15 protein-coding genes and 1 tRNA gene are annotated in these 19788 nt (G+C 58.2%); 6 read left to right on the top strand and 10 right to left on the bottom strand.

All coding sequences use genetic code 11. From position 1 onward, the window contains the following. Positions 1 to 83 precede the first annotated feature (83 nt). Entirely contained in the window at positions 84 to 2927 is a 2844-nt protein-coding gene (locus VGM18_05490) for a protein kinase (GenBank protein HEY3972435.1), read from the top strand. 431 nt (positions 2928 to 3358) lie between these two features. Here VGM18_05490 and VGM18_05485 read toward each other — a convergent pair whose 3' ends face one another. Continuing rightward, positions 3359 to 3613 (bottom strand): DUF433 domain-containing protein, encoded by a 255-nt coding sequence (locus VGM18_05485; protein ID HEY3972434.1) that lies wholly within the window; start codon positions 3611 to 3613, stop codon positions 3359 to 3361. A gap of 452 nt (positions 3614 to 4065) precedes the next feature. Next, a complete protein-coding gene (locus tag VGM18_05480) occupies positions 4066 to 7572 on the bottom strand; it encodes an ATP-binding protein (GenBank protein ID HEY3972433.1) in 3507 nt (1168 codons plus the stop codon). A gap of 180 nt (positions 7573 to 7752) precedes the next feature. Between VGM18_05480 and VGM18_05475 the strand changes: the two genes are divergently transcribed. Continuing rightward, positions 7753 to 8841, top strand: a complete 1089-nt coding sequence (locus VGM18_05475; GenBank protein ID HEY3972432.1) for an HD domain-containing phosphohydrolase — start codon at positions 7753 to 7755, stop codon at positions 8839 to 8841. Positions 8842 to 8898: 57 nt separating this feature from the next. After that, positions 8899 to 10512: a GGDEF domain-containing protein gene (locus VGM18_05470; GenBank protein ID HEY3972431.1), complete on the top strand. Its 1614-nt coding sequence runs from the start codon at positions 8899 to 8901 to the stop codon at positions 10510 to 10512. A gap of 69 nt (positions 10513 to 10581) precedes the next feature. Here VGM18_05470 and VGM18_05465 read toward each other — a convergent pair whose 3' ends face one another. Further along, positions 10582 to 11733 (bottom strand): PAS domain-containing sensor histidine kinase, encoded by a 1152-nt coding sequence (locus tag VGM18_05465; GenBank protein HEY3972430.1) that lies wholly within the window; start codon positions 11731 to 11733, stop codon positions 10582 to 10584. Positions 11734 to 11914: 181 nt separating this feature from the next. On the opposite strand from VGM18_05465, the gene VGM18_05460 reads away from it, so the two are divergent. Further along, the gene (locus VGM18_05460; protein ID HEY3972429.1) at positions 11915 to 12628 is read left to right on the top strand and encodes an SIMPL domain-containing protein; all 714 of its coding nucleotides are present in this window, start codon (positions 11915 to 11917) and stop codon (positions 12626 to 12628) included. 28 nt (positions 12629 to 12656) lie between these two features. On the opposite strand, the gene VGM18_05455 is transcribed toward VGM18_05460, so the two are convergent. From VGM18_05455 to VGM18_05425, 7 genes are all read right to left on the bottom strand, one after another. Next, on the bottom strand, positions 12657 to 13544 hold the full coding sequence (locus VGM18_05455; GenBank protein ID HEY3972428.1) for a TlpA disulfide reductase family protein: 888 nt from the start codon (positions 13542 to 13544) through the stop codon (positions 12657 to 12659). A gap of 97 nt (positions 13545 to 13641) precedes the next feature. Continuing rightward, complete coding sequence (locus tag VGM18_05450; protein ID HEY3972427.1) at positions 13642 to 14163, bottom strand: hypothetical protein; 522 nt, start codon at positions 14161 to 14163, stop codon at positions 13642 to 13644. A gap of 70 nt (positions 14164 to 14233) precedes the next feature. Further along, positions 14234 to 14542 carry a YtxH domain-containing protein gene (locus tag VGM18_05445; protein HEY3972426.1) on the bottom strand — a complete coding sequence of 103 codons (309 nt, stop codon included), beginning with the start codon at positions 14540 to 14542 and terminating at the stop codon, positions 14234 to 14236. A gap of 176 nt (positions 14543 to 14718) precedes the next feature. Further along, complete coding sequence (secG, locus tag VGM18_05440) at positions 14719 to 15060, bottom strand: preprotein translocase subunit SecG (GenBank protein ID HEY3972425.1); 342 nt, start codon at positions 15058 to 15060, stop codon at positions 14719 to 14721. A 44-nt stretch (positions 15061 to 15104) separates the two neighbouring features. After that, positions 15105 to 15189, bottom strand: a tRNA-Leu gene (locus VGM18_05435). Between the two features lie 140 nt (positions 15190 to 15329). Further along, positions 15330 to 16835, bottom strand: coding sequence for an isocitrate lyase (gene aceA / locus VGM18_05430; protein ID HEY3972424.1), 1506 nt, complete (start codon positions 16833 to 16835; stop codon positions 15330 to 15332). 55 nt (positions 16836 to 16890) lie between these two features. Further along, complete coding sequence (locus VGM18_05425; GenBank protein ID HEY3972423.1) at positions 16891 to 18483, bottom strand: hypothetical protein; 1593 nt, start codon at positions 18481 to 18483, stop codon at positions 16891 to 16893. 159 nt (positions 18484 to 18642) lie between these two features. Between VGM18_05425 and VGM18_05420 the strand changes: the two genes are divergently transcribed. Together VGM18_05420 and VGM18_05415 are read left to right on the top strand one after the other, a co-directional pair. Then, on the top strand, positions 18643 to 19452 hold the full coding sequence (locus tag VGM18_05420) for an IclR family transcriptional regulator (protein HEY3972422.1): 810 nt from the start codon (positions 18643 to 18645) through the stop codon (positions 19450 to 19452). 9 nt (positions 19453 to 19461) lie between these two features. Continuing rightward, complete coding sequence (locus VGM18_05415) at positions 19462 to 19779, top strand: hypothetical protein (GenBank protein ID HEY3972421.1); 318 nt, start codon at positions 19462 to 19464, stop codon at positions 19777 to 19779. Positions 19780 to 19788 lie beyond the last annotated feature (9 nt).

The following is a 19788-nucleotide window of genomic DNA, read 5'->3' as shown; positions in this document are numbered from 1 at the left end:
CGGCCTGGTCGGAGCACCCATTTCGTTGACTGCCGAATCGAGCCTCCGTAATATGAAGGGACCCGAAACTACGAGTCCCCGAAATGATCGGCCAGACCATCTCGCACTACCGCATCGTAGAAAAGCTCGGCGGCGGCGGCATGGGTGTGGTTTACAAAGCCGAAGACACGCGGCTGCATCGTTTCGTCGCCCTTAAGTTTCTGCCGGAGGAAGTCGCCCGCGACCCGCAGGCGCTTGCCCGCTTTCAACGCGAGGCCCAGGCTGCGTCGGCGTTGAACCACCCGAACATCTGCACGATTTATGACATCGGCGAGCAGGATGGCCAGGCATTCATTGCCATGGAGTTTCTCGATGGCCTGACACTGAAACATCGCATCGGCGGGCGGCCGATGGAGATCGAAACCGTCCTGTCCCTGGCCATCGAAATTGCCGATGCTCTTGATGCGGCGCACGCCGAAGGCATTATTCATCGCGACATAAAGCCGGCCAACATCTTCGTGACCAAACGCGGACACGCCAAGGTTCTCGACTTCGGCCTTGCCAAACTGACGCCGGCGACGGGAAAGGCGAGTCCAGGAGAAATCGACGCTACCGCCGGAACCAGTCTGGAATACCTCACCAGCCCAGGCACAGCCGTGGGAACCGTGGCCTACATGTCGCCGGAGCAGGCGAAGGGCAAAGAACTCGATTCGCGCACTGACCTGTTTTCTTTCGGCGCTGTGTTATATGAAATGGTCACCGGCACCATTCCATTCCACGGAGAAACGGCGGCCGTTATTTTTGAGGCCATCCTCAACCGCGCTCCGTTACCGCCTCTGCGCTTCAATCCCAATTTGCCAGCCAAGTTGGAAGAGATCGTCGACAAGGCCCTCGAGAAAGACCGGGACATGCGCTACCAGCATGCCTCGGACATCCGCGGCGACCTAAAGCGGCTGCAGCGGGACAGCGGTTCCGGCCGCCGACCGGCGGTCCCGACGCAGGAAACCGCAGCGAGCTCGGGGCAGCAAACGGCTACATCCCAGATTCCGGTGGCCGGAACGGGCTCGGCCGCGCAGTCCTCTGCGGCAATGTCTTCCGCGTCTCAGGTCCCGGCCAGCGGATCGAGCGTGAGCGCGGTAGCGCGCGAACACAAATTTGGCCTTGCGGCTATCGTCCTAGTGGGCTTGGTCCTGCTCGCCGTCGGCGCTTTCGGTGTCTACTTCCTGCTCAGCCGCAACGGGCCGACCCCATTCCAAAATTTCAGCATCACGCAGATCACGAATACAGGCAAGGCACTACAGGCCGCAATCTCGCCCGACGGCAGGTACGTCTTGAACGTGCAAGACGATAACGGCAAGCAGAGCCTGTGGCTGCGCAACGTTCCGACCGGCAGCGACACTCAGATCGTTCCTCCAGCAGCGGCGGTCTACCAGTCTCTTATCTTCTCGCCAGACGGAAATTATGTTTACTTCCGTAAAGCTGGTATCAGCACGCAGAGCGAGTGGGATCTATATCGCACTCCGGTACTCGGAGGCACGCCGCAGCTTATTCTCCGCGATCTCGATGCCGGAATTGCATTCTCGCCCGACGGCCATCGCATCGCTTATGCTCGCGCCAATGATCCCGAGGTGGGCAAGTATCGCCTGCTGACCGCCAATCCTGACGGCAGCGACGAGACCATCCTGCAAATCGCCGCCAATGGGCCGGGCGCTCTTCCTCGTTTTCTGACGTGGTCGCCGGACGGCAAACGGATTACTTACAGCCTCTACACGCTCGGCGATGTGCTGAGCACCATCAAATCGTTTGATCTCGCCGGGAAGCAAGAGCAGCCCTTTGCCTCGTTCAAGAACGAATTGGTCTCCGAGGTCGTGTGGCTGCCAAGCGGTCAATGGTTTCTTGCCACCTATGACCAAAAGGGACCGAGTTACCTGCGTGCGCAAATCGGTATGGTTTCCCGCTCCGGGGGTCAAATCCAACCCATCACCCGGGATACCAACACCTACGCCACGCTGACGTTGTCTGCCGACGGTAAGACCGCTGCCACGGTACAGGTAAGGACCACGAACAGCCTTAGCGTGATTACTAACACCAGTTCACAGGCAAATATCCCTGCTCCTCCGTTAGCGCAAACGCAGGATGTGCAGTCCGTCGCTTGGACCGCCGACGGAAAGCTACTCGTTTCCGACGGACAAAGCGTGCAACGGATGAATCTCGATGGCGAGCAGCGATCCACAATCCTCAATGACCCCGACTCCTGGATTACAGACATGGCGCGCTGTGGGGATCGCTACATCGTTCTTGCCTGGGGTTTTCACGGAGGGACGAACCAGATTCATATCTGGCGCACCAATGCCGATGGTTCAAACCCGACGCAACTCACCAACGGAGTTTTTGACCAATACCCGGTATGCTCCCCGGATGGAAAATGGGTCTACTATGCCAGCGTTATCCCACCTTTTACCAGGAGAGTTCCCATTCAAGGCGGGCAACCCGAGCCCGTGCCGGCGAGCGAAGTGAAAAGCATGTACGGCTATGGCGCAGGTGAAGCGATTTCGCCGGACGGAAAGCGGCTGATTTTCAATGCGGACATAAGCGTCCCCGAGAGCCCGCAAACGGCTATAAGCAAATTAGCGCTGGTAACCCTCGACTCAGGGTCGCAATCCTCTCCCGTATTGTTTCAACCCGATCCACGGATGGCCAAGGGCGGCGGGAATGGCTTTACCAACGCGATGAACTTTACTCCCGACGGAAAATCCGTGGCCTACATCGTTCGCGATCAGGGCGTGGATAACATTTTTGTCCAACCGCTCGACGGTTCGCCTGGACATCCGATCACCAACTTCACTTCTCAACACATTGCCGAATTTCAATGGTCCCCGGATGGAAAGACCCTCGCCGTCGCGCGCGCCCAGAATGTCTCCGACGTGGTTCTGCTCCGGGAAAAGTAAGGCCAAATCCTGACGTGAGGATTTGGAACGTGGTTGCCCCACTCTTCCCGCGTTCTTTGCGGGAGGGTGGGCGCTGGCTTGCTGAATCTCACGTTATGGTCCGCCGGTGACCTGAAGTCTACTCGTAGGGAATTTCGACCCCACTGTAGCTGCCGGGGGTCGCTGCGTTGACCGCAGTCAGTATGCGATCAAGATGTAATCGAACCCGAGACCACTTCGTAGCGCCTGTCAAAACCACAAGCGAAATCTTTCGGCGTGAAAGATTTTGCTGATACCGAATTCCTCGATCGGTAGTGAGGAGCAATTCAAAGTTCGCCCGCTCCGCCTCACTTAAGAGCAAGCCGTTCGTCAACCGATCCCAACCTTGCTCATAGGCCGTGCTGACGGTGTGTCCGGAGAGGCTGCGGGCGATGCCGCGAGGCGTTGCATGGTTAAAGAGGATGTGCATCGGCCGGGGATGCTGGATTAGCTGGCATGGCAAGGCTTTGCGCCACGAAATCGAGAACCGCCGCAATCTGCTCGCGGGTTACGTCGAATTGCTCCATGACTTCCTCGACGCTCAAATCCTCAAGATTTTCAATGACCGTGGCGACGGGCAACCGGGTATCCTTGAATACCCAGGCTCCGCCCACTTTGCCGGGGATGCTCTCCACCGCGGGACACTGTGACCAATCGAGAGTTGCCATTGCGAACTACGCTCCGTTGATCGTATTTCTACCACGCTTTTGCCCAGCTAACAACATGGTGTGAGGGGGCTGGGGCCGCCCCACACAGTTTGCCTGAAATTCTTGCAATCGACGGAGCCGGTCGGTTCGGCAAGTGCCTCGCGCGGCGATTCCTGGACGCGTAGACGAAGCTGGCAGTCGCCGGACGAGCACGTGTACACGCGTCTTTCGCGATTCTCTGGCGGGGAGATAAATCGGTTTAACGATTAATTTTAAGTCACTGAATCAAATGGATTTAGTAGCGCTGTTTTCAACATGGCGATGCGCGCCAAACTGGGCTTCAATTCAAGTGATTGCGAAGATTGCACCGAATATGGTGCACACGCGTCAAACGTTGCCCGCCGTTACGATTTCTTTTGGATGACCCGCGGAACAATCAGTGGGCAACCTGTCACATAGAGGGCCGGGGGCTATTAGTCCGTGCCAGCGGTTACGGCGAAGGCTTTTTGCAGCAGGCGACGGGACTGAGAGATCAGTTCGGCGACTTCGAAAGGCTTGACCAGATAGGGGACGCTGTTTTCCTGGAGGAAGGCGCGCTCGTCGCTGGGGGTGTTGGAGAAGGTGAACAGGACGTGGCCCTGCATCGCGGGGCAATTTTCTTTGAGCCACTGATGGGATTCTGTGGCGTTCCAGTGGCCGGGCATTTTGCCGTTCATGATGAGGGCGTCGAAGGGCTCGGAGAGCAGGCGAGTCTTTACGTCCTGGCTGGTGCGGGCGGTCACAACGTCGGCGCCGGCGCCCGCGAGCACGTCGCGCTCGAATTCGAGCACGGCTTCTTCTTCCTCCACCAGCAGCACGCGGCCGTGGATCGCGCCTTCATGCAGGCGCGGCGCGGGCTTGGGCGCTTCGGTCTCGATTGTGGCTGAAGCCACCGCGGGCAATCGCACTTCGATTTGCGCTCCGCCTTCGGGAGCATTGTTGGCGGTAATATCGCCGCCGTGTTCTTTCACGATGCCATAGCAGATGCTGAGGCCCAGGCCGGTGCCTTTGCCTACGCTTTTCGTCGTGTAAAAGGGATCGAAGATGCGCTTGGGATCTTTGATTCCGGCGCCGTCGTCGGTGAACTGCGTGCAGACGTGGCCGCCGGCGATTGAGATTTTAATTTTGAGTTTGCCGCTGTGGCCGGTTTCGAGGATGGCATCGACCGAATTGTTGATGATGTTGAGGAATACTTGCTCGATCTGGTGCGGGTCGGCGACCACCATGGCGGGTTCGGCCGGCAGGTCGCGCTCGACTTTGATGTTGTTGATCTTGAGGTCGTAGTCGCGCAGCGCCAGGGTTTCGTCGAGGACTTTGCGGAGATCGACCTCATCGCGCTGCGGTTTGCGCTGGCGCGCGAATGACAGAAGATTCTGAACGACGCGGTGTGTGCGCTGCGCCTGCTTGAACAGTTTGCTGACGTAATCCTGGGCGCGGGTGTTCAGGCCTTCGGTTTCGAGAAGCTGCGCGTAGCCGAGAATCGCGGTCAAAGGATTGTTGAGTTCGTGGGCGACGCCGGCGATCAACTGCCCCACGGCAGACATTTTTTCACTCTGAAGAAGTTGTTCTTGCGTTTTACGCAGATCTTCGTAGGCGCGACAGGTTTCTTCGTACAGCCGGACTTTCTCGATGGTGGTGGCGAGCTGGCGGCTGATGGCAACTAAAAGATTCTCGTCGTTGCTGGAATATTCGTAGCCCAACTGGCTGCACAGGCCCATGATGCCCGCGGGTGAGTCTTTGCCCCAGAACAGCACCCAGATCCAGGTGCGGTCGGCGTCGGAGCGCAAGAATTCCGCGACCTTGGGCGGCAAGTGCGGAAGATATTCCGCCGTGATTACCTCAGTACGCGAGCGCATCACCAGGTCTCCAAGACCTTCGGTCAAACAAATCTCAGCGGTGCGCACTTTGTCGCGACTGCGCGGGCCCCAGGCGGCGCGACGGCGATAGGTTGTCGCGTCGGTATCGGAGAGGTAGACGGTTCCGCTCTCTGCGCCAAACAAAGTGACTACCTGGCGCAGAGTCAGATTCAGAATTTCGTCGAGATCGAAAGACTGCGCTGCGACCACGGCCATCGCGTTGAGCGCGTTCAATTCACGATTGCGCCGCCGCATCTCATCTTCGGCGCGGCGCTTCTCGGTCATATCGAGAATGAATCCCTGGTAGCGTTCGATTTCACCGGAGGAATCGCGGGTGGCGAAGCTGCTCTCGGCAGCCAGCAGCAAGGTTCCATCCTTGCGGCGAAGGGTGGCGTCGAAGTTGCGGACGTAATTGTTAGTTTCGATTTCGCGGCGGAAGGCCTCGCGCTGTTTGGGGTCGACACAGATTTCCGTGTTCAGATTCAGAACGAGCAGCTCGCTGCGATTGCTGTAGCCGAGCATGTGCACGAAAGCGTCATTGCAGTCGAGAATCCGGCCGGCCGGATTCGAAACGTAAACGCCTTCCTGCACTTGCTCGAAGAGCAGACGATATTTTTCTTCCGCGGAACGGCGATCGGTAATATCGCGGACCACGTGAATGGTGCCTTTTTGCGGGCTGCCCTGCTCGGTGTAGGAAGAAGTGGAAACCACCGAAAAGCCCCCGAAGCACGGGTCGGCGCCTTCGGCGAATTCTTCGTCGCCGCCCAGGGCGCAATACGGGCAGCCGGTCCAGGCGCCAAACTTATGAGGCAACGCGGAATCGCACGAACTGCCGACGACATCCGCCGCGGCCTGGCCGAGGTGTTCGAGCAGAACCTGGTTGGCCTTGATGATGCGGTAGTCGGCGTCGTGGGCGAGGATAATGTCGTGGATGGAATCGAAAGTGTTGATCCACTGGCGCTGCGAGCGCAATACCTGTTCGAGCAGGCGGAAATTTTCGACGGCAACCGCCAGTTGTTTGGCGACAGCCTGGAGAAAAACGAGTTCTTCGGGCGTCCAGTAGCGAATGCGGGAGTTGCCCAACAGCAACAGTCCGATAGGCGCTTTGTTGCTGACGACCGGCACCATCACGAGTTGGCGAATCTTCTCGTTGGCGAGAGATTGCTCGGGCTCGGGAGTTCCGGTGTTGCGGGTGGTGACTCGAGGGTCGGGGCGGCTTAGCAGCTTCGAAATGTCATCGTTGAGTTCGGCGAAGCCGGCGTCCCGCAGGAAATCGGAAGAGAGTCCGGCGGCGTGGGTGGCAACCAGGTGACCGCCTTCGAGCAAGCGGAACCAGGTGGCGCGAACGCGCATCACGCGCTGCAATTCCGCAACGGCAGATTCGACGACGCTGCCATATTGCTGGGCGCCGGCGATGCTTGCTGTAATGGACTGCATGGCGCGCAATCGACGGTTGAGCGCCCGGGACTCGTCAAACACGACCAGGAGCATGCTGATGCCGAGCGCAATCTCCGCTGCCAAGGATGCTGCCTGCGGAAGGTTGTCGGTGAACGGGGGCCAGGAAAGATGAAGCAACGGCAGGCCGAGACCGAGAAGCCAGGTGGAGGGTTCCCAACGTCCACGGCGAGCGCGGAGCAGCGCGATGGTTGCGGTCAGGAGAATAAGCCGGTAGCCAACTTCGACAGCCATGCGCAAGGGCAGGGAATCGGGCCACAAAAGGATGCGCGCTCCGGAAAAGCCCACCAGAATCGGCGTGATCACGGTTAAAGGCAGGAGCAGATCACGGCCGCGGGTGTAGAGCAGGACGCCGCCGGCCAGCAATCCCACGGCGAGCATGAAAGTCGCCTGTACCGCCACGAGATCAAACGGTGGGGGAATCTTGGCGGCGAAGCAATGTTGGGCCAGGCGCGATGCCACCAGGGCCGTCCAACCGACAACCCAAACCTTGAGATAGGTCTCGCGAAAAGCACGCAGCGCGAGCAGCGAGGCGCCCAGCACGATCAGCAGAGCGAACTCTGCCGCCGTGGGCCGCGCCAGGCCAAGCCCGGCAACTGAATTCCAGATCGACCAGAGAGATGCGCTCATTGGCTTTAGCTTTGCCGTTTTGTTGCGTTACGGCATTGCGGACGTACGTCTTCCTTCCTTTTGAATACCATGCTGACGCCATTTTTCGATGGTGTTTCCGGACCTGAGTGATTACTTTCGGCATCTCGCCGATAAGTTACAATCATCGCTAAATTTGACGATAGACTTTCACGTATCCCCATGCCTGATCGAATCCTTGTGGTTGACGACGAAGAACCGATACGGGAAATCGTCGCCTCGATGCTGAATACTGCCGGATATGCCTCGAAACAAGCGGCTTCGGGCATTGAAGCCCTTGCAGTTCTAACCTCAGGGGAAGAATTTGAGTTGATGCTCTCGGACCTGATGATGGCCGACCTGGACGGTATTGGACTGCTGGAGCGCACCAAGGAAAAGTATCCTGACATGCCGGTGGTGATGGTTACCGCGGTGCACGATATTTCTGTGGCGCTGGCCGCGATTCGGAACGGGGCATACGACTATCTGCTGAAGCCCTTCGAGCGCGAACAGTTGCTGAATACGGTAAGCCGCGCGCTGGAGAATCGCCGGCTCAAGGTGGAAAATCGGATCTATCAGACGAATCTGGAATCGCTGGTCAAGGCCCGCACCGATCAACTGCAAGCGACCATGTCGAACCTGGAGCGTTCCTACGACATCACCCTGGAAACTCTGGGCGACGCACTGGATTTGAAAGACCGGGAGACCGAAGGCCATTCGCGGCGGGTCACGCTCTTCACGATTGCCATCGCCCAGGCGCTGGGCCTGCCGCGCGAGCAAATCACGGTGATCGCTCGCGGAGCTTTTCTGCACGACATCGGGAAGATCGCAATCCCCGACCGGATCCTCAACAAGCCGGGAAAACTCGAGCCGGAAGAAATGACGATCATGAAGGAGCACGCCTACCACGGCTACCAGATCGTCAAGAAGATTCCGTTTCTGGCTGAGGCCGCCGACATTGTGTACTCGCATCAGGAGCGATTCGATGGGTCCGGGTATCCCCGCGGCCTCAAGGCAGGGCAGATTCCTCTGGGCGCACGCATTTTCTCGGTTGCCGACACGCTCGATGCCATTACATCGGATCGGCCGTACCGTCCCGCTCAGTCGCTCCAGGCGGCGCGCGTCGAAATCGAAAAGTGGGCGGGAAGGCAGTTTGATCCCGAAATCGTGAAAGTGTTTTTGCAAATGCCGGACAATATATGGGAAGACCTGCGTAAGGAAATAGACGGGCAGACCTACAGGGCCGCATACACCACTGGGGCCAAAGGGTAAATCCGGTCGCGAAGGCGGGAAGGGTTGAACGGCCGAACTCCATCGAAATTCATAGTCATGGCTGCCGGGTCGCTGACAGCGCTGTTGGCGATTGCGTGCGCAGTCTTGCCACGCGGGTTGGCGGTGGCGGCCGTCAGTGATATTGTCGGCGGGCTCATCATGCTCTGCGCCCTATTCTCCTTTGTTTCCCACGTTCCAACCAGCACAGGCCGCATGCGTTGGTTCTGGGTGCTTCAGGGGGTGGGTTGGGGATTCTGGTTCGCCGACCAGATGGTCTGGATTGTGTTCGATCTGGTCTTGAAGACGAAACTGCCTTCTATGTGCGCTGCCGACGCTCTGTTGTTTCTGGCGGGCGCGCCCATGCTGGCGGGCCTGTTGCTCCGGCCGCATCGACAGCCCTCACAACCCAATGCGCGCCTCGGCGTGCTGGACTTTCTTCTGCTGACGCTATGGTGGCTCTATCTCTATGTTTCGTTCGTAGTCTGCTGGCAGTACATTGCCCCGAATGAAACCTCGTACAACCGTAACTTCGACCTGCTGGCGCTGATAGAAGCGATTCTGCTGGCGGGCGTCCTGCTGATCTTCTGGCGCGAAAGCTCGGGACGATGGAAAAGGTTTTATGGCTGTTTTTGCGGTGCGGTCGTATTCAATGGGGTGTGGTTCTTCTGCATCAACCACGCCATTGAGAGGGATGTTTATTACACCGGCAGTTGGTACGACATCCTATACTTTGGGTCGTTTGCCTGCTTTACCGTGGTGGGTGCGCTGGGACCGGGTCTGATGCCGGGGGCGGAGAGCGCAGTTGAGGATTCGTACGGTTCATGGATGGGCACGCTCGCGATGATGGCGGTGCTTTCCTTGCCGGTGATTGCTGTCTATGCTCTGCTTGATCCGCGCCTGCCGCGCAGCGCGTCGGGTTTCCGGGTACTGGTCACGCTGGCGACCATGTTCCTTATGGCGTTTGTGCTGTTCATTCAGCATCGCCGCCTGAACCGGGAGTTGCAGCGCACCAATTTGGTTCTGCAAGAAGCGTCGCTTACCGATCCCTTGACCGGTCTGCGCAATCGCCGTTTTTTCTCGGCGACCATCGATGGCGATGTCAGCCAGTCGCTGCGTGCTCATGCCGATGGCCGAGACCCGCATACCCGCGATCTGGTTTTTTATCTGATCGATGCCGACAATTTCAAAGAAGTGAACGACCGCTACGGCCACGACGTCGGGGATAAAGTACTGGTTGAAATGGCGCGACGGCTCAGTTCTTCGATTCGACACTCCGATGTGCTGGTGCGCTGGGGCGGTGAAGAATTTCTGATCGTTTCCCGCTATACCGATCGCGCCGACGCGGAATTGCTGGCGCAGCGCGTTCTTTCGGCGGTAGCTGACAGCCCGATTCATTTGGGAGCGTCCACGGAGGCGATGTATCGGACCTGCTCGTTGGGATGGGCGGCATTTCCGTGGTTTCCCGACGATGCGCGCGCAATTAGCTATGAGGAAGTGCTCACTCTGGCCGATCGCGGTCTGCATCAGGCCAAGGCGCAGGGCAAGAACCGAGCCGTCGGCATTCTTCCGGCTACTGGAAAAGTTCCCGCTGCGACGATCGAAGGATTGCACTCCGGCGGACTGCAAGTCGATCTGCTGGCCGTGGCCGGACCGGCCCTGGGACCTGAGTAGCTTCGGCGCCCATAGGAGAGTCGAATATGTTTGCCGAAGAAATTACCGAGACAAATTACTGAAACAAAATTACTGAAACAAGGGAATGCTGGCTTCGACGATGGTTCCAGGCTCGGCGCGGAGGATAGACATGTCGCCGCCGAGTTGCTTTATACGCTCTTTCATGCTGCCGATTCCCACCCCTGTATTGGTAATCTGATTTCCGGTCGCGCTATCGACGGGGATACCCACGCCAAAATCGCGGACACGGAGCAATACGCGATCGGTTTGCTGATGAATCTCGACGCGAGCGTCTGGACTGTGCGCGTGGCGATGAATGTTCGTGATGGCTTCCTGAATCACCCGGAAGATAGAGGTCTCGAGGTCACGATCAAGTCGCGGAAAAGGACTCGGCTTGTAGTCGAAAGAAATACGCAGATCGCTTCTTTTCTTGAAACCTTCGATATACAAATGCAAAGCCGGCAGCAAGCCGGATTCGTCGAGGAGCGGGGGGTGCAGAACGTAGGAAAGAGTGCGCACTTTGGCGAGCGCCGTTTCGGTCAGTTCGACAGCCTCATTGCGGGACTCAAATTGAGGAGAGCCGGCCAGGTTCAGGTTCAAGGCTACCAGTATCTGTCCTAGATCGTCATGCAACTCCCGGGCGATGCGACGGCGTTCCTCATCCTGAATATGCACCAACTGGCCGGATAGCCGTTGCAATTCAAGAGTGCGAAGTTCGAGCTGAGTGCGGGATTCCGACAATTGCGCCATCCGGCTGCGCAGCTCTTTGTTCAATTCCTGAGTTCGCTCTTCGAGCGCACGCCGTTCACTCAGGTCGCGAGTGACCTTCGAGAAACCGCGCAGCGCTCCGGTGTTGCGGTTGCGCAGAGCGGTAATGACGACGGAGGCCCAGAATGTGGAGCCGTCTTTTCTGACCCGCCAGCCTTCATCGGCGAAGCGTCCAATGTCTGCCGCAATTTCCAGTTCGCGCTGCGGCCACCCGCTCTCCCGAGCCTCTTGAGCATAAAATGTCGAGAAGTTCCGGCCGATGATTTCGGAGGCGGAGTAGCCTTTGATCCGCTCTGCGCCGGAATTCCACGTCATTACTTTGCCTTCCGGGCTGAGCAGGAAGATGGCATAGTCCTCCACGCTCTCCACCAAATGACGGAATATCTCGTCCGTTTGAAAGCTGCTTTCGTCAACCGGCGGCGGAGGCCCCAGTTCAGTTATTTTATTGGACATTCAACTCGATCTTAGAAGCTCAAAGTTACGACGATATGGGAGCCGGGAAATGGCCTGAATACAGCGATTCCTGTAGGACAGAGAAGCTGCTAGCCGCGAGTCATCTCCTTTTCCGTGGCTGGCTTCTTCCATCATATCTGGCTTCCTTTGCGTCTGGCATAATTCTCTCGAGAGGATCATTATGAAGATTGCCTGCTGGTTCTTTGCATTGTTTTTGTTTACGAGTATAGCTATTGCCCAGGAGCATCCCGCCCTTACGGCGCAGGCCAACACCGTTTACGTGGGCGCCGACGGCCAGTTCGAATCCGCTCCAGACACGGCGCAGATTCAATTCAATGTCTCGGTGCAGGAGGAGACATCGGCCGCTGCCTTTCAGCGCGCCTCGAAGAATGTAGAGCAGGTGCGACAGGTGCTGCGCAACAATGGGATCGAACCCAAGGCGGCGAACATAGGATTCCTTTCCGTGCAGCCCGTCTATGAGTGGAAGCCGAAACAGAAAGTCGTTGGATATCGCGTAACGACCGATGTGACGCTCAAGCTGAAAGATTTTTCCAAAGTCGGCCCAATTACGCAGCAACTGGCCGAGGCTAATGTCAGCGAGACACAGACGCTCAATTACACTCTGGAAAATATGGATGAGGCCAAAAATAGGGCCATCGAAGATGCCTATCGGCGGGCGCGCAATTCGGCAAACACGCTGGCGCAAGCGAGCGGGCGTACTCTGGGAGAACTTTCCTATGCATCGGTGGACACGTTTGAGAATCAGCGGATCGGAGCGCCGCGCCCGCGCGCCATGGCGGCGATGGCAGCGGGTGCGCCTGCTCCGACCGAGGAATTCACGCCGCAGAAGGTGATTGTTAACGCGCATGTGAATGCGCTGTTCAATTTGAAATGATGCCGCGACGCCTTCCGCGATGAAGAGCCTATTGCAGCCCTGCCTGCGCCAACATTTCCAGAAACTGCTTTTGAGTGCGCATGTCGATCGACTGAGCGACCATTTTTCCCGAGCGGTCATACACGAAGCTCTTGGGAATGCCTTCGACGATGAACGCTTCGTTCACCTTGCGTCCGGGATCGAGCATTATGGGATAACTCACTTTATGCTCGCCGAGGAAGGGTGTGACCTTGGCAGACTCCTCGTCGGAAATTGCGAGAACGACGAAGCCCTGATCTTTGAACTTCTTGTACAGCGCATCGAGGTCGGGCATTTCTTTGCGGCAGGGAGGGCACCAGGTCGCCCAGAAATTTACCAGCACGACTTTGCCTTCCATGTCCTTTAAATGCCAGACCGTGCCTTGCAAGTCCGTAAGCGTGAAGTCCGCGCTCTGGCGTTTGGCGTCGTTCGCTTGCAACTTTGACATGGCCGCGGAAAATTGGGGATTGTCCAATGTGGCCTGCATGTGTTCATAACGCACCAGCGAAGCCAGCTCTATATACAGGTCATTCGGCTCGCCAGGCTTGCTTGGCGCCGGCTGTTCGCGCAACGCCGAAGCCAGCGTGGTCGTAACTTCCTGTAGCGTCTCGCGGCCGAAGTCGCCCTCGGTTGATAAATTAGCCAGACCTCCGGCCAGCCGCAGTTTGTTGGGAACGGCGGGCAGTTGCCGGATCTGGAGCGCGAGTTCTTTGGTGGTGCGGGCACGCACGGTGTCATCGAGCTTTCGCAGGCCGCGCAGTTGCTCGACGATCGGTTTCTCCCGATCGCTCCAGACAGTTTTTTCCTGCGCGAAAAAAAAGCTAGAAAGGAAAATGAGCGTAGCAAGCAGAGAGCAGGCGAGGCCGCGACCGCGGCGAACGGTGAGACAGGGAGCCATTTTCAATATGCCCTAGAATTGAAGGAATTGGGCGAAACCTACTCAACCCGAACCATACTCGACCGATAACTATTATCTAAATAAACATCGCGTCTATCTAAATAAACATCTCGTCCTGCGGTACAGGACGCCGTTCGCCGCGACTGCCGCCATTGCGCCGCGCCCGCCCTCCGAACAGAAATTCAAGACCAACGGTGATGCCCTGCATGAGGCCGGAAAGCTGGCGCACAGGCGAGACTACAGTCCTGTGCACCATATCGGTAGTTTGCTCCACGCGATCCATGGTGCGGGTGAGCAGTTCGTCGGCACGAATGATTTGCAGGCGGCCGCGATCCACGGCGTCGGAGATGGTCGCATCCACACGTTCTACTTGCTCCCGCAGCAACGTGGTCGACTCCTGCAAATTATCGGCGATCACTTGCACTTTCGGACGAATGTCGTTCAGAAATTCCTCGGCCTGCGCAACCGTGGGCATCACCTTAGTTTCGACATTGGTCATCAGGGCTTCCATACGCGCGCCGGCCTTGCGCATGGCGAGATACATGGCGAACAAGACGCCGGCTTGCAACATGACGGCCGCGCCGGTCAGGAAGATGAACAAAGGTGTGAGTTTTTCCATAGAGTGTGCTCCCCCAGGTCGCCAACGCACGTCCCTGCGAAGGTTACCGCGTTGTACTGCAAACGCGTACTTACAAATTCTTGGGGGCGCCGGTCTCCGTGGTGGCCTCGTGATAGGCCTGGCGGCCCGCTTCGTAGGCGGCGCGGAATTGTTCTTTTTGGGTGTTGACTACATCGCGGCCCCGGTCAGCCCACTGCGACGCCTGTTCTCGCGCCTCGCGCGCGCGATCGCGGACATAATCGCGGCCTTCCTCGGCGCGAGCCCGCAATACTTCCCGGGTCTCGCTGCCTGAACGCGGGGCATACAGAACTCCCGCCAGCGCTCCCAATCCCAGCCCAGCCAGGAACCATACAAAAGTGTTGCCGTCAGAATCCGACATACGATCCTCCAAAAAATAAACCGTCTATCCTCGGATGTTACATGCTCTGTCAGGCAAATACAATTACTGGAGAATGTGTAGGAAGGGAAGGATTGCAAGGGGGATGCCGGAGCATATATGCCGGTGCCAATCGCGAGTTGGTTCCCGCTTCGATGCGCGTACGAAGGACGCCGGGGCTACTTCTGTTGCGTGGGTGGCGTTGCGGGCGGAGACGTTGGGGCAGGTTGCGTCTTGACCGGTTGCGACTTCAGGCCCGAAAGCACAGAGGTCGGTCCGCCACGCCGGGAGGCATAGACCGACAATATGATGGAAGTGACCATGAATGCCACGGCCGACCAGGTTGTGGCTTTGGAAAGAGCGCTGGCCGCGCCGCGAGGTCCGAATGCCGTCTGGCTGCCCTGTCCGCCGAAGGCCGCGGAAATGTCGCCGCTGGTGCCGCTCTGAAGCAGCACGACAATGATAATGAAGAAACAGACGAGGATGTGGACCGCAATGATTAGACCGTGAATGTAGATCATGATTATGTATTCCTAAACGCCAGTAACTTGCAGATGAGAATGCATGGTGCGGAAGGGGGGATTTGAACCCCCACGCCTTTCGGCGCCACCCCCTCAAGATGGTGTGTCTGCCAGTTCCACCACTTCCGCACAGGAGAACCAGAGTCTCAGGCAGCGTTTTATTATAGCAAAGCGGGTTCGGTTCGCTGGCGCGGGCGTTCGCAAGACTCTGGATCTTTTGGAGGGCGCAGGTCGCCTTTCTGTCAGAGGCTCGGCGGCGTCCGCCGAATTCAGTCCCCTGACGGCAAGAGCATCTCCTCCGGACCTGGATCAATTGGGGTTGGCGACTGTGGCAGGCTGGTGTGCCTCGGGCGCAGTTGCGCGGCCAAAGGATTGGACGCGTGCGTCGGCGGGGCCTTTTCTGGTTCGAGGAACTGTTCCGTCTCGGTCGACCCAGTCAAGGCCGTCGTCGAAGCCAGTCCGCCGCTGATTACCTGTTGCACCTGATCGAAATATCCCGTGCCCACAAAGCGTTGGTGCTTCACCGCCTCGTAGCCGAACTGAGTCTCGCTGCGAAATTCTTTTTCCTGGAGGCGGGAATAGGCCGCCATGCCGGCGAGTTTATAGGCGCGCGCCAGTTCGAACATGCTCAGATTCAGCGCGTGGAAACCCGCCAGGGTCACGAACTGGAACTTATATCCCATGCGTGCCAACTCGGGTTGAAAGCGCGCGATCGTGGCCTCGTCGAGGTTTTTGCTCCAGTTGAAGCTGGGCGAACAGTTGTAGGCAAGCGCCTTTCCGGGGAATTGCGCGTGAATGGCCTCGGCGAAGCGCCGCGCTTCTTCAAGGTCGGGATGCGAGGTCTCGCACCAGATGAGGTCGGCGTACGGAGCATAGGCAAGGCCGCGGGCAATGGCTGACTCAATTCCGCCACGAATGCGGAAGAAACCCTCCGGCGTGCGCTCATCAGTGCAGAATTCGCGATCGCGCGGATCGATATCGCTGGTCAACAATTGAGCGCTGTCGGCGTCGGTACGAGCCATGATCAGCGACGGCACACCCATCACATCCGCGGCCAGTCGCGCGGCCACCAGCTTTTGGATGGCTTCGGCGGTGGAAACCAGAACCTTGCCGCCGAGGTGACCGCATTTTTTGGCCGAGGAAAGCTGATCTTCGAAGTGAACGCAGGCTGCTCCGGCTTCGATCATTCCCTTCATTAACTCGAAGGCGTTGAGAGTTCCGCCGAATCCTGCTTCGGCATCGGCCACCAATGGGGCAAACCAGGTCTGGCCCGGAGCGACTTTGCCTTCCGCATGATGAAGCTGATCGGCGCGTTGTAGAGCGTTATTGATCCGGCGGCAAAGATTCGGAACGCTGTCGGCGGGATAGAGGCTCTGGTCGGGATACATGGCGCCCGCATTATTGGCGTCGGCCGCGACCTGCCATCCGCTGACGTAAATCGCCTTGAGCCCCGCCTGCACTTGCTGCACGGCCTGGTTGCCGGTCATGGCGCCGAGTGCGTTGACGTAGGAGTCGGTCTGCAAGAGATCCCAGAAACGTTCCGCGCCCATTCGTGCCAGCGTGTGCTCAATGTGGATCGAACCGCGCAAGCGCAGCACGTCGGCCGCAGTGTAAGGGCGGTGTACCCCTTTCCAGCGAGGATTAGCGGACCACTCCTGGCTTATCGCGGCCTGCGCGAGAGCATATTGCGCGACGCGTTCCTGATGGTTTAGCGGATGCTCAATACGGTCTGAGGTCGAGGGCTGAGCGCCGTTTCCGTTTCGTTTAACCGACATGTGCATCTCTCCTGAAAAGAATTCGTCGAGGCGGCGTATGTAAATCGGTGCCTATCTAAACCGGGTCAAATTCTCCATTCACAATCATGGCTTCACTCAGTTCGCGAGCCCGGCGGAAGCGGGCTGCCTCCTCGGGCTTCGCGTTGGCCGGAAGGCTTGCCAGCAATCGCACGAGCTCTTCATCGAACAAGCGCGTGATGAACTCGGGAGTATGTTTCACCGCCTCGCCCTGTTCGTTTTCCACGCGAACGAGATCACGATGCAAGACGCGCTGCGCAATCATCAGCCGATAGATGCGGTCGGTGGCCAGATCTTCCATGTATCCGTCGAGCAGGCTGGCGCCGCGGCCGCTGAGCACGCCGTGGCGATAGCGAATCACCGTGCGCACGGCCGCGCGTGTTCCATTCACGGTGCGGGCGCCGACTCCGACCGGCGTGGGCCGGAGGTCTGGGTAGCGGCTGGCGTTCCTGGGTCGCGCCTGAAGTTGATTGGGATAAGGGAACTGCGCGACGGCGATGGCGTTCTGATCGGGATGTCCCGTCCACGCGCCGTCCATCAGGCAGTCGGCTTCGTTCTTCTTGTCTTTTTCCAGAACCGCGAGCGCCCGCGCATTTAACTCGGCATCTTCGCGGCTGGGATACAGCGCAGTCATGCCGCCGATCGCGAGAATGCCGCGATGATGGCAAATCTCGGGCATGAGTTCGCGCAAGTTCTGAAAGAATGCGACGTTATGCGGAATCGTATTGCGATCGGGCAGAACCCAGTCTGGATCGTCCAGATTGAAGTGAATCAGGCTGGCCATGTAATCCCAGCGGCCCAGGTTCAATCCGATGATGTGGTCGCGCAAGTTGTACGCGAACTCTTCCATTTGAAAGGCCAGAGGATGAGATTCGACCAGCGCCATGCATTTGATGTAATCGTGCGGCAGGGCGCGCGATTGCGCCAGCGCTTGAAAGAGATCGCGCCACCATAGCGCTTCGTCGGCCGACTCGGATTTGGGTATGTAGATGCATAGCGGATGCTTCAACTCGGCTGGATCGATTGCATAAAAAATGCGGGCAACATCGATCAGCGATGCGGAAACCAGCTCGCCCGGAATTACTCCGGCCTGGTTCAGGTGCAAGCCGCGCGGGCGGGTGAAGATAACTGTGCCGGTTTGCTTGATGCCGACCGTGCGGTCGCGCTTCTTGTCGTAATAAGTCAAAGAGCCGCGCAGGCAGGCCGTGATGTTTGCTATGCCAGTTTGGTGATGCGACCACTCGTTCACGCAGGAATCTTCGAGGTCAAGCATCACGCCGGGTGCGCCGGAGTTGAGCATCTTGACGCAGAGTTCGGCATCGTCGGCGGGGCCGGTCATCTGATTGCGCTGGTCGCGGCACCACTCCGGTAGCGTGATGCGCCAGCCGTTGCGCACCGTGTCGGAAGGGAAGTGATGGGTTGGCTTTTCGCCTTCCAAAGACTCTTGGAGCGCCTCAAGCCGCTTTACAGCGAGTTCCTGCTGGCGCGGAGTAAACCGGCGGTGCAGCGGAAGAAAAAAGTCCAAGAAGCCAGCGGGAAGATCGTGTTGGGGATCGAATCCAACGGGAGTATGGCTGATGGGATTGATCAGGTTATCGGTCTTGGGCGGGGTGATCGCGGTGGGTGTCATGAGGTTCGCGCGCCTTTTCGTGTGTTCATAATACTGAACATCACTTCGTAATACTGGCGGATCGTATGACGGCTCGTAACCCGCGTCAAGGTCGTTGTTCAACATGTAGAACATACATTCATTTTGTTGTCCGTCTAAGGGTTTTGCTACCATAACGATTTGGCGGCCTCACACAAAGACGATTCGCCTTCCGTGGCCGTAGAACGCGCCCTGGCGATGCTCGAGGCGGTTGCCCAGGAACCGGAAGGCCTGAGCAACGCCGAGATCAGCCGCAAACTTGAAATTCCTAAGAGTTCCGCCAGCTACATCCTGCGCACCCTCGAAGCCCGCGGCTACTTGAATCGAGATTCGTCGAGCGGCAAATACCGCGTTGGGCTGAAGATTCTCAGCCTGAGCCGCGGCGCGCTGAGCGGGATCGATGTGCGCGAAGTGGCGCTGCCGATCATGCGCAACCTGGTCGAGAAGACCCATCTCACGTGCCATCTGGCGATTCTGGATGGGCCCGAGGCCGTCTATATCGAGAAAGTAGAGCCCCCGGGATTCATCCGCATGGATACCTGGGTCGGCCGCCGGATGCGGGTTCACGCCACCAGCGTGGGCAAGGCGCTGGTAGCTTATATCGCGCAGCAGCAATTGGAGAAGATGGTGGCTATGCTCGCGATGGAAAAACGCACACCGAAGACCATCACCACTCTGCCGCGACTGCTGAAGGAGTTGGAGAAAGTCCGAACGCAGGGTTACTCGGTGGATGACGAGGAAAATAATCTGGGAGCCCGGTGCGTGGGAGCTCCGGTCTTCAATCAGCACGGCGCAATCGAGGCCAGTATCGGCCTCAGTGGAACTACCAATCAGGTGAACACGCAAACCATGCCGCGCATTGTGGAAGCGCTGAAAGATGCGGCGCGGCATGTCTCCATGCAATTGGGCTATCGGGTTCCGCACCGGCGCGCCGGCGGCCAGACGATATAATCTGGCGGCGTGAGTAACCCGGCGCCGAATCTCAGAACGCGGCTGCGGCGAATTTTCGTCGCTGCTGCCGTCGTTGTGCTTGGGACAGCGGCGCTTGTTTATAGTCTGGATTACACAGTCTTTCGAACCCGTGTCGCGACTGGCCGCAGCGCGTACGGGTCGGTGACGGTGCATCACTACTACGCCGTGCTCCAGAAGAATGGCAAGACGAATTTCATTTTTGACCCGCCCGGACCGCAGACTTGCGTGAATTCATTATTTCCGCATGCCGGATTTCTGCCCTGCTGGTACTTGAGCCGGCATCCGGATCAGGTCACAAATATCTAGTGCGGCCGG

Origin of the sequence: Candidatus Sulfotelmatobacter sp. (assembly GCA_036500765.1) — a bacterium.
Classification (GTDB): Bacteria; Acidobacteriota; Terriglobia; order Terriglobales; family Acidobacteriaceae; genus Sulfotelmatobacter.
Note: the sequence above shows the minus strand (reverse complement) of the source record. Positions and strands in the feature narration are given on the sequence as shown.

Coding starts and splice junctions, on each gene's coding strand:
- VGM18_05460 (HEY3972429.1), top strand. CDS start 11,915: ATGAAGATTGCCTGCTGGTTCTTTGCATTGTTTTTGTTTACGAGTATA.
- VGM18_05485 (HEY3972434.1), bottom strand. CDS start 3,613: ATGGCAACTCTCGATTGGTCACAGTGTCCCGCGGTGGAGAGCATCCCC.
- VGM18_05470 (HEY3972431.1), top strand. CDS start 8,899: ATGGCTGCCGGGTCGCTGACAGCGCTGTTGGCGATTGCGTGCGCAGTC.
- VGM18_05425 (HEY3972423.1), bottom strand. CDS start 18,483: ATGACACCCACCGCGATCACCCCGCCCAAGACCGATAACCTGATCAAT.
- VGM18_05480 (HEY3972433.1), bottom strand. CDS start 7,572: ATGAGCGCATCTCTCTGGTCGATCTGGAATTCAGTTGCCGGGCTTGGC.
- VGM18_05445 (HEY3972426.1), bottom strand. CDS start 14,542: ATGTCGGATTCTGACGGCAACACTTTTGTATGGTTCCTGGCTGGGCTG.
- aceA (HEY3972424.1), bottom strand. CDS start 16,835: ATGTCGGTTAAACGAAACGGAAACGGCGCTCAGCCCTCGACCTCAGAC.
- VGM18_05455 (HEY3972428.1), bottom strand. CDS start 13,544: ATGGCTCCCTGTCTCACCGTTCGCCGCGGTCGCGGCCTCGCCTGCTCT.
- secG (HEY3972425.1), bottom strand. CDS start 15,060: ATGATCTACATTCACGGTCTAATCATTGCGGTCCACATCCTCGTCTGT.
- VGM18_05490 (HEY3972435.1), top strand. CDS start 84: ATGATCGGCCAGACCATCTCGCACTACCGCATCGTAGAAAAGCTCGGC.
- VGM18_05450 (HEY3972427.1), bottom strand. CDS start 14,163: ATGGAAAAACTCACACCTTTGTTCATCTTCCTGACCGGCGCGGCCGTC.
- VGM18_05465 (HEY3972430.1), bottom strand. CDS start 11,733: ATGTCCAATAAAATAACTGAACTGGGGCCTCCGCCGCCGGTTGACGAA.
- VGM18_05475 (HEY3972432.1), top strand. CDS start 7,753: ATGCCTGATCGAATCCTTGTGGTTGACGACGAAGAACCGATACGGGAA.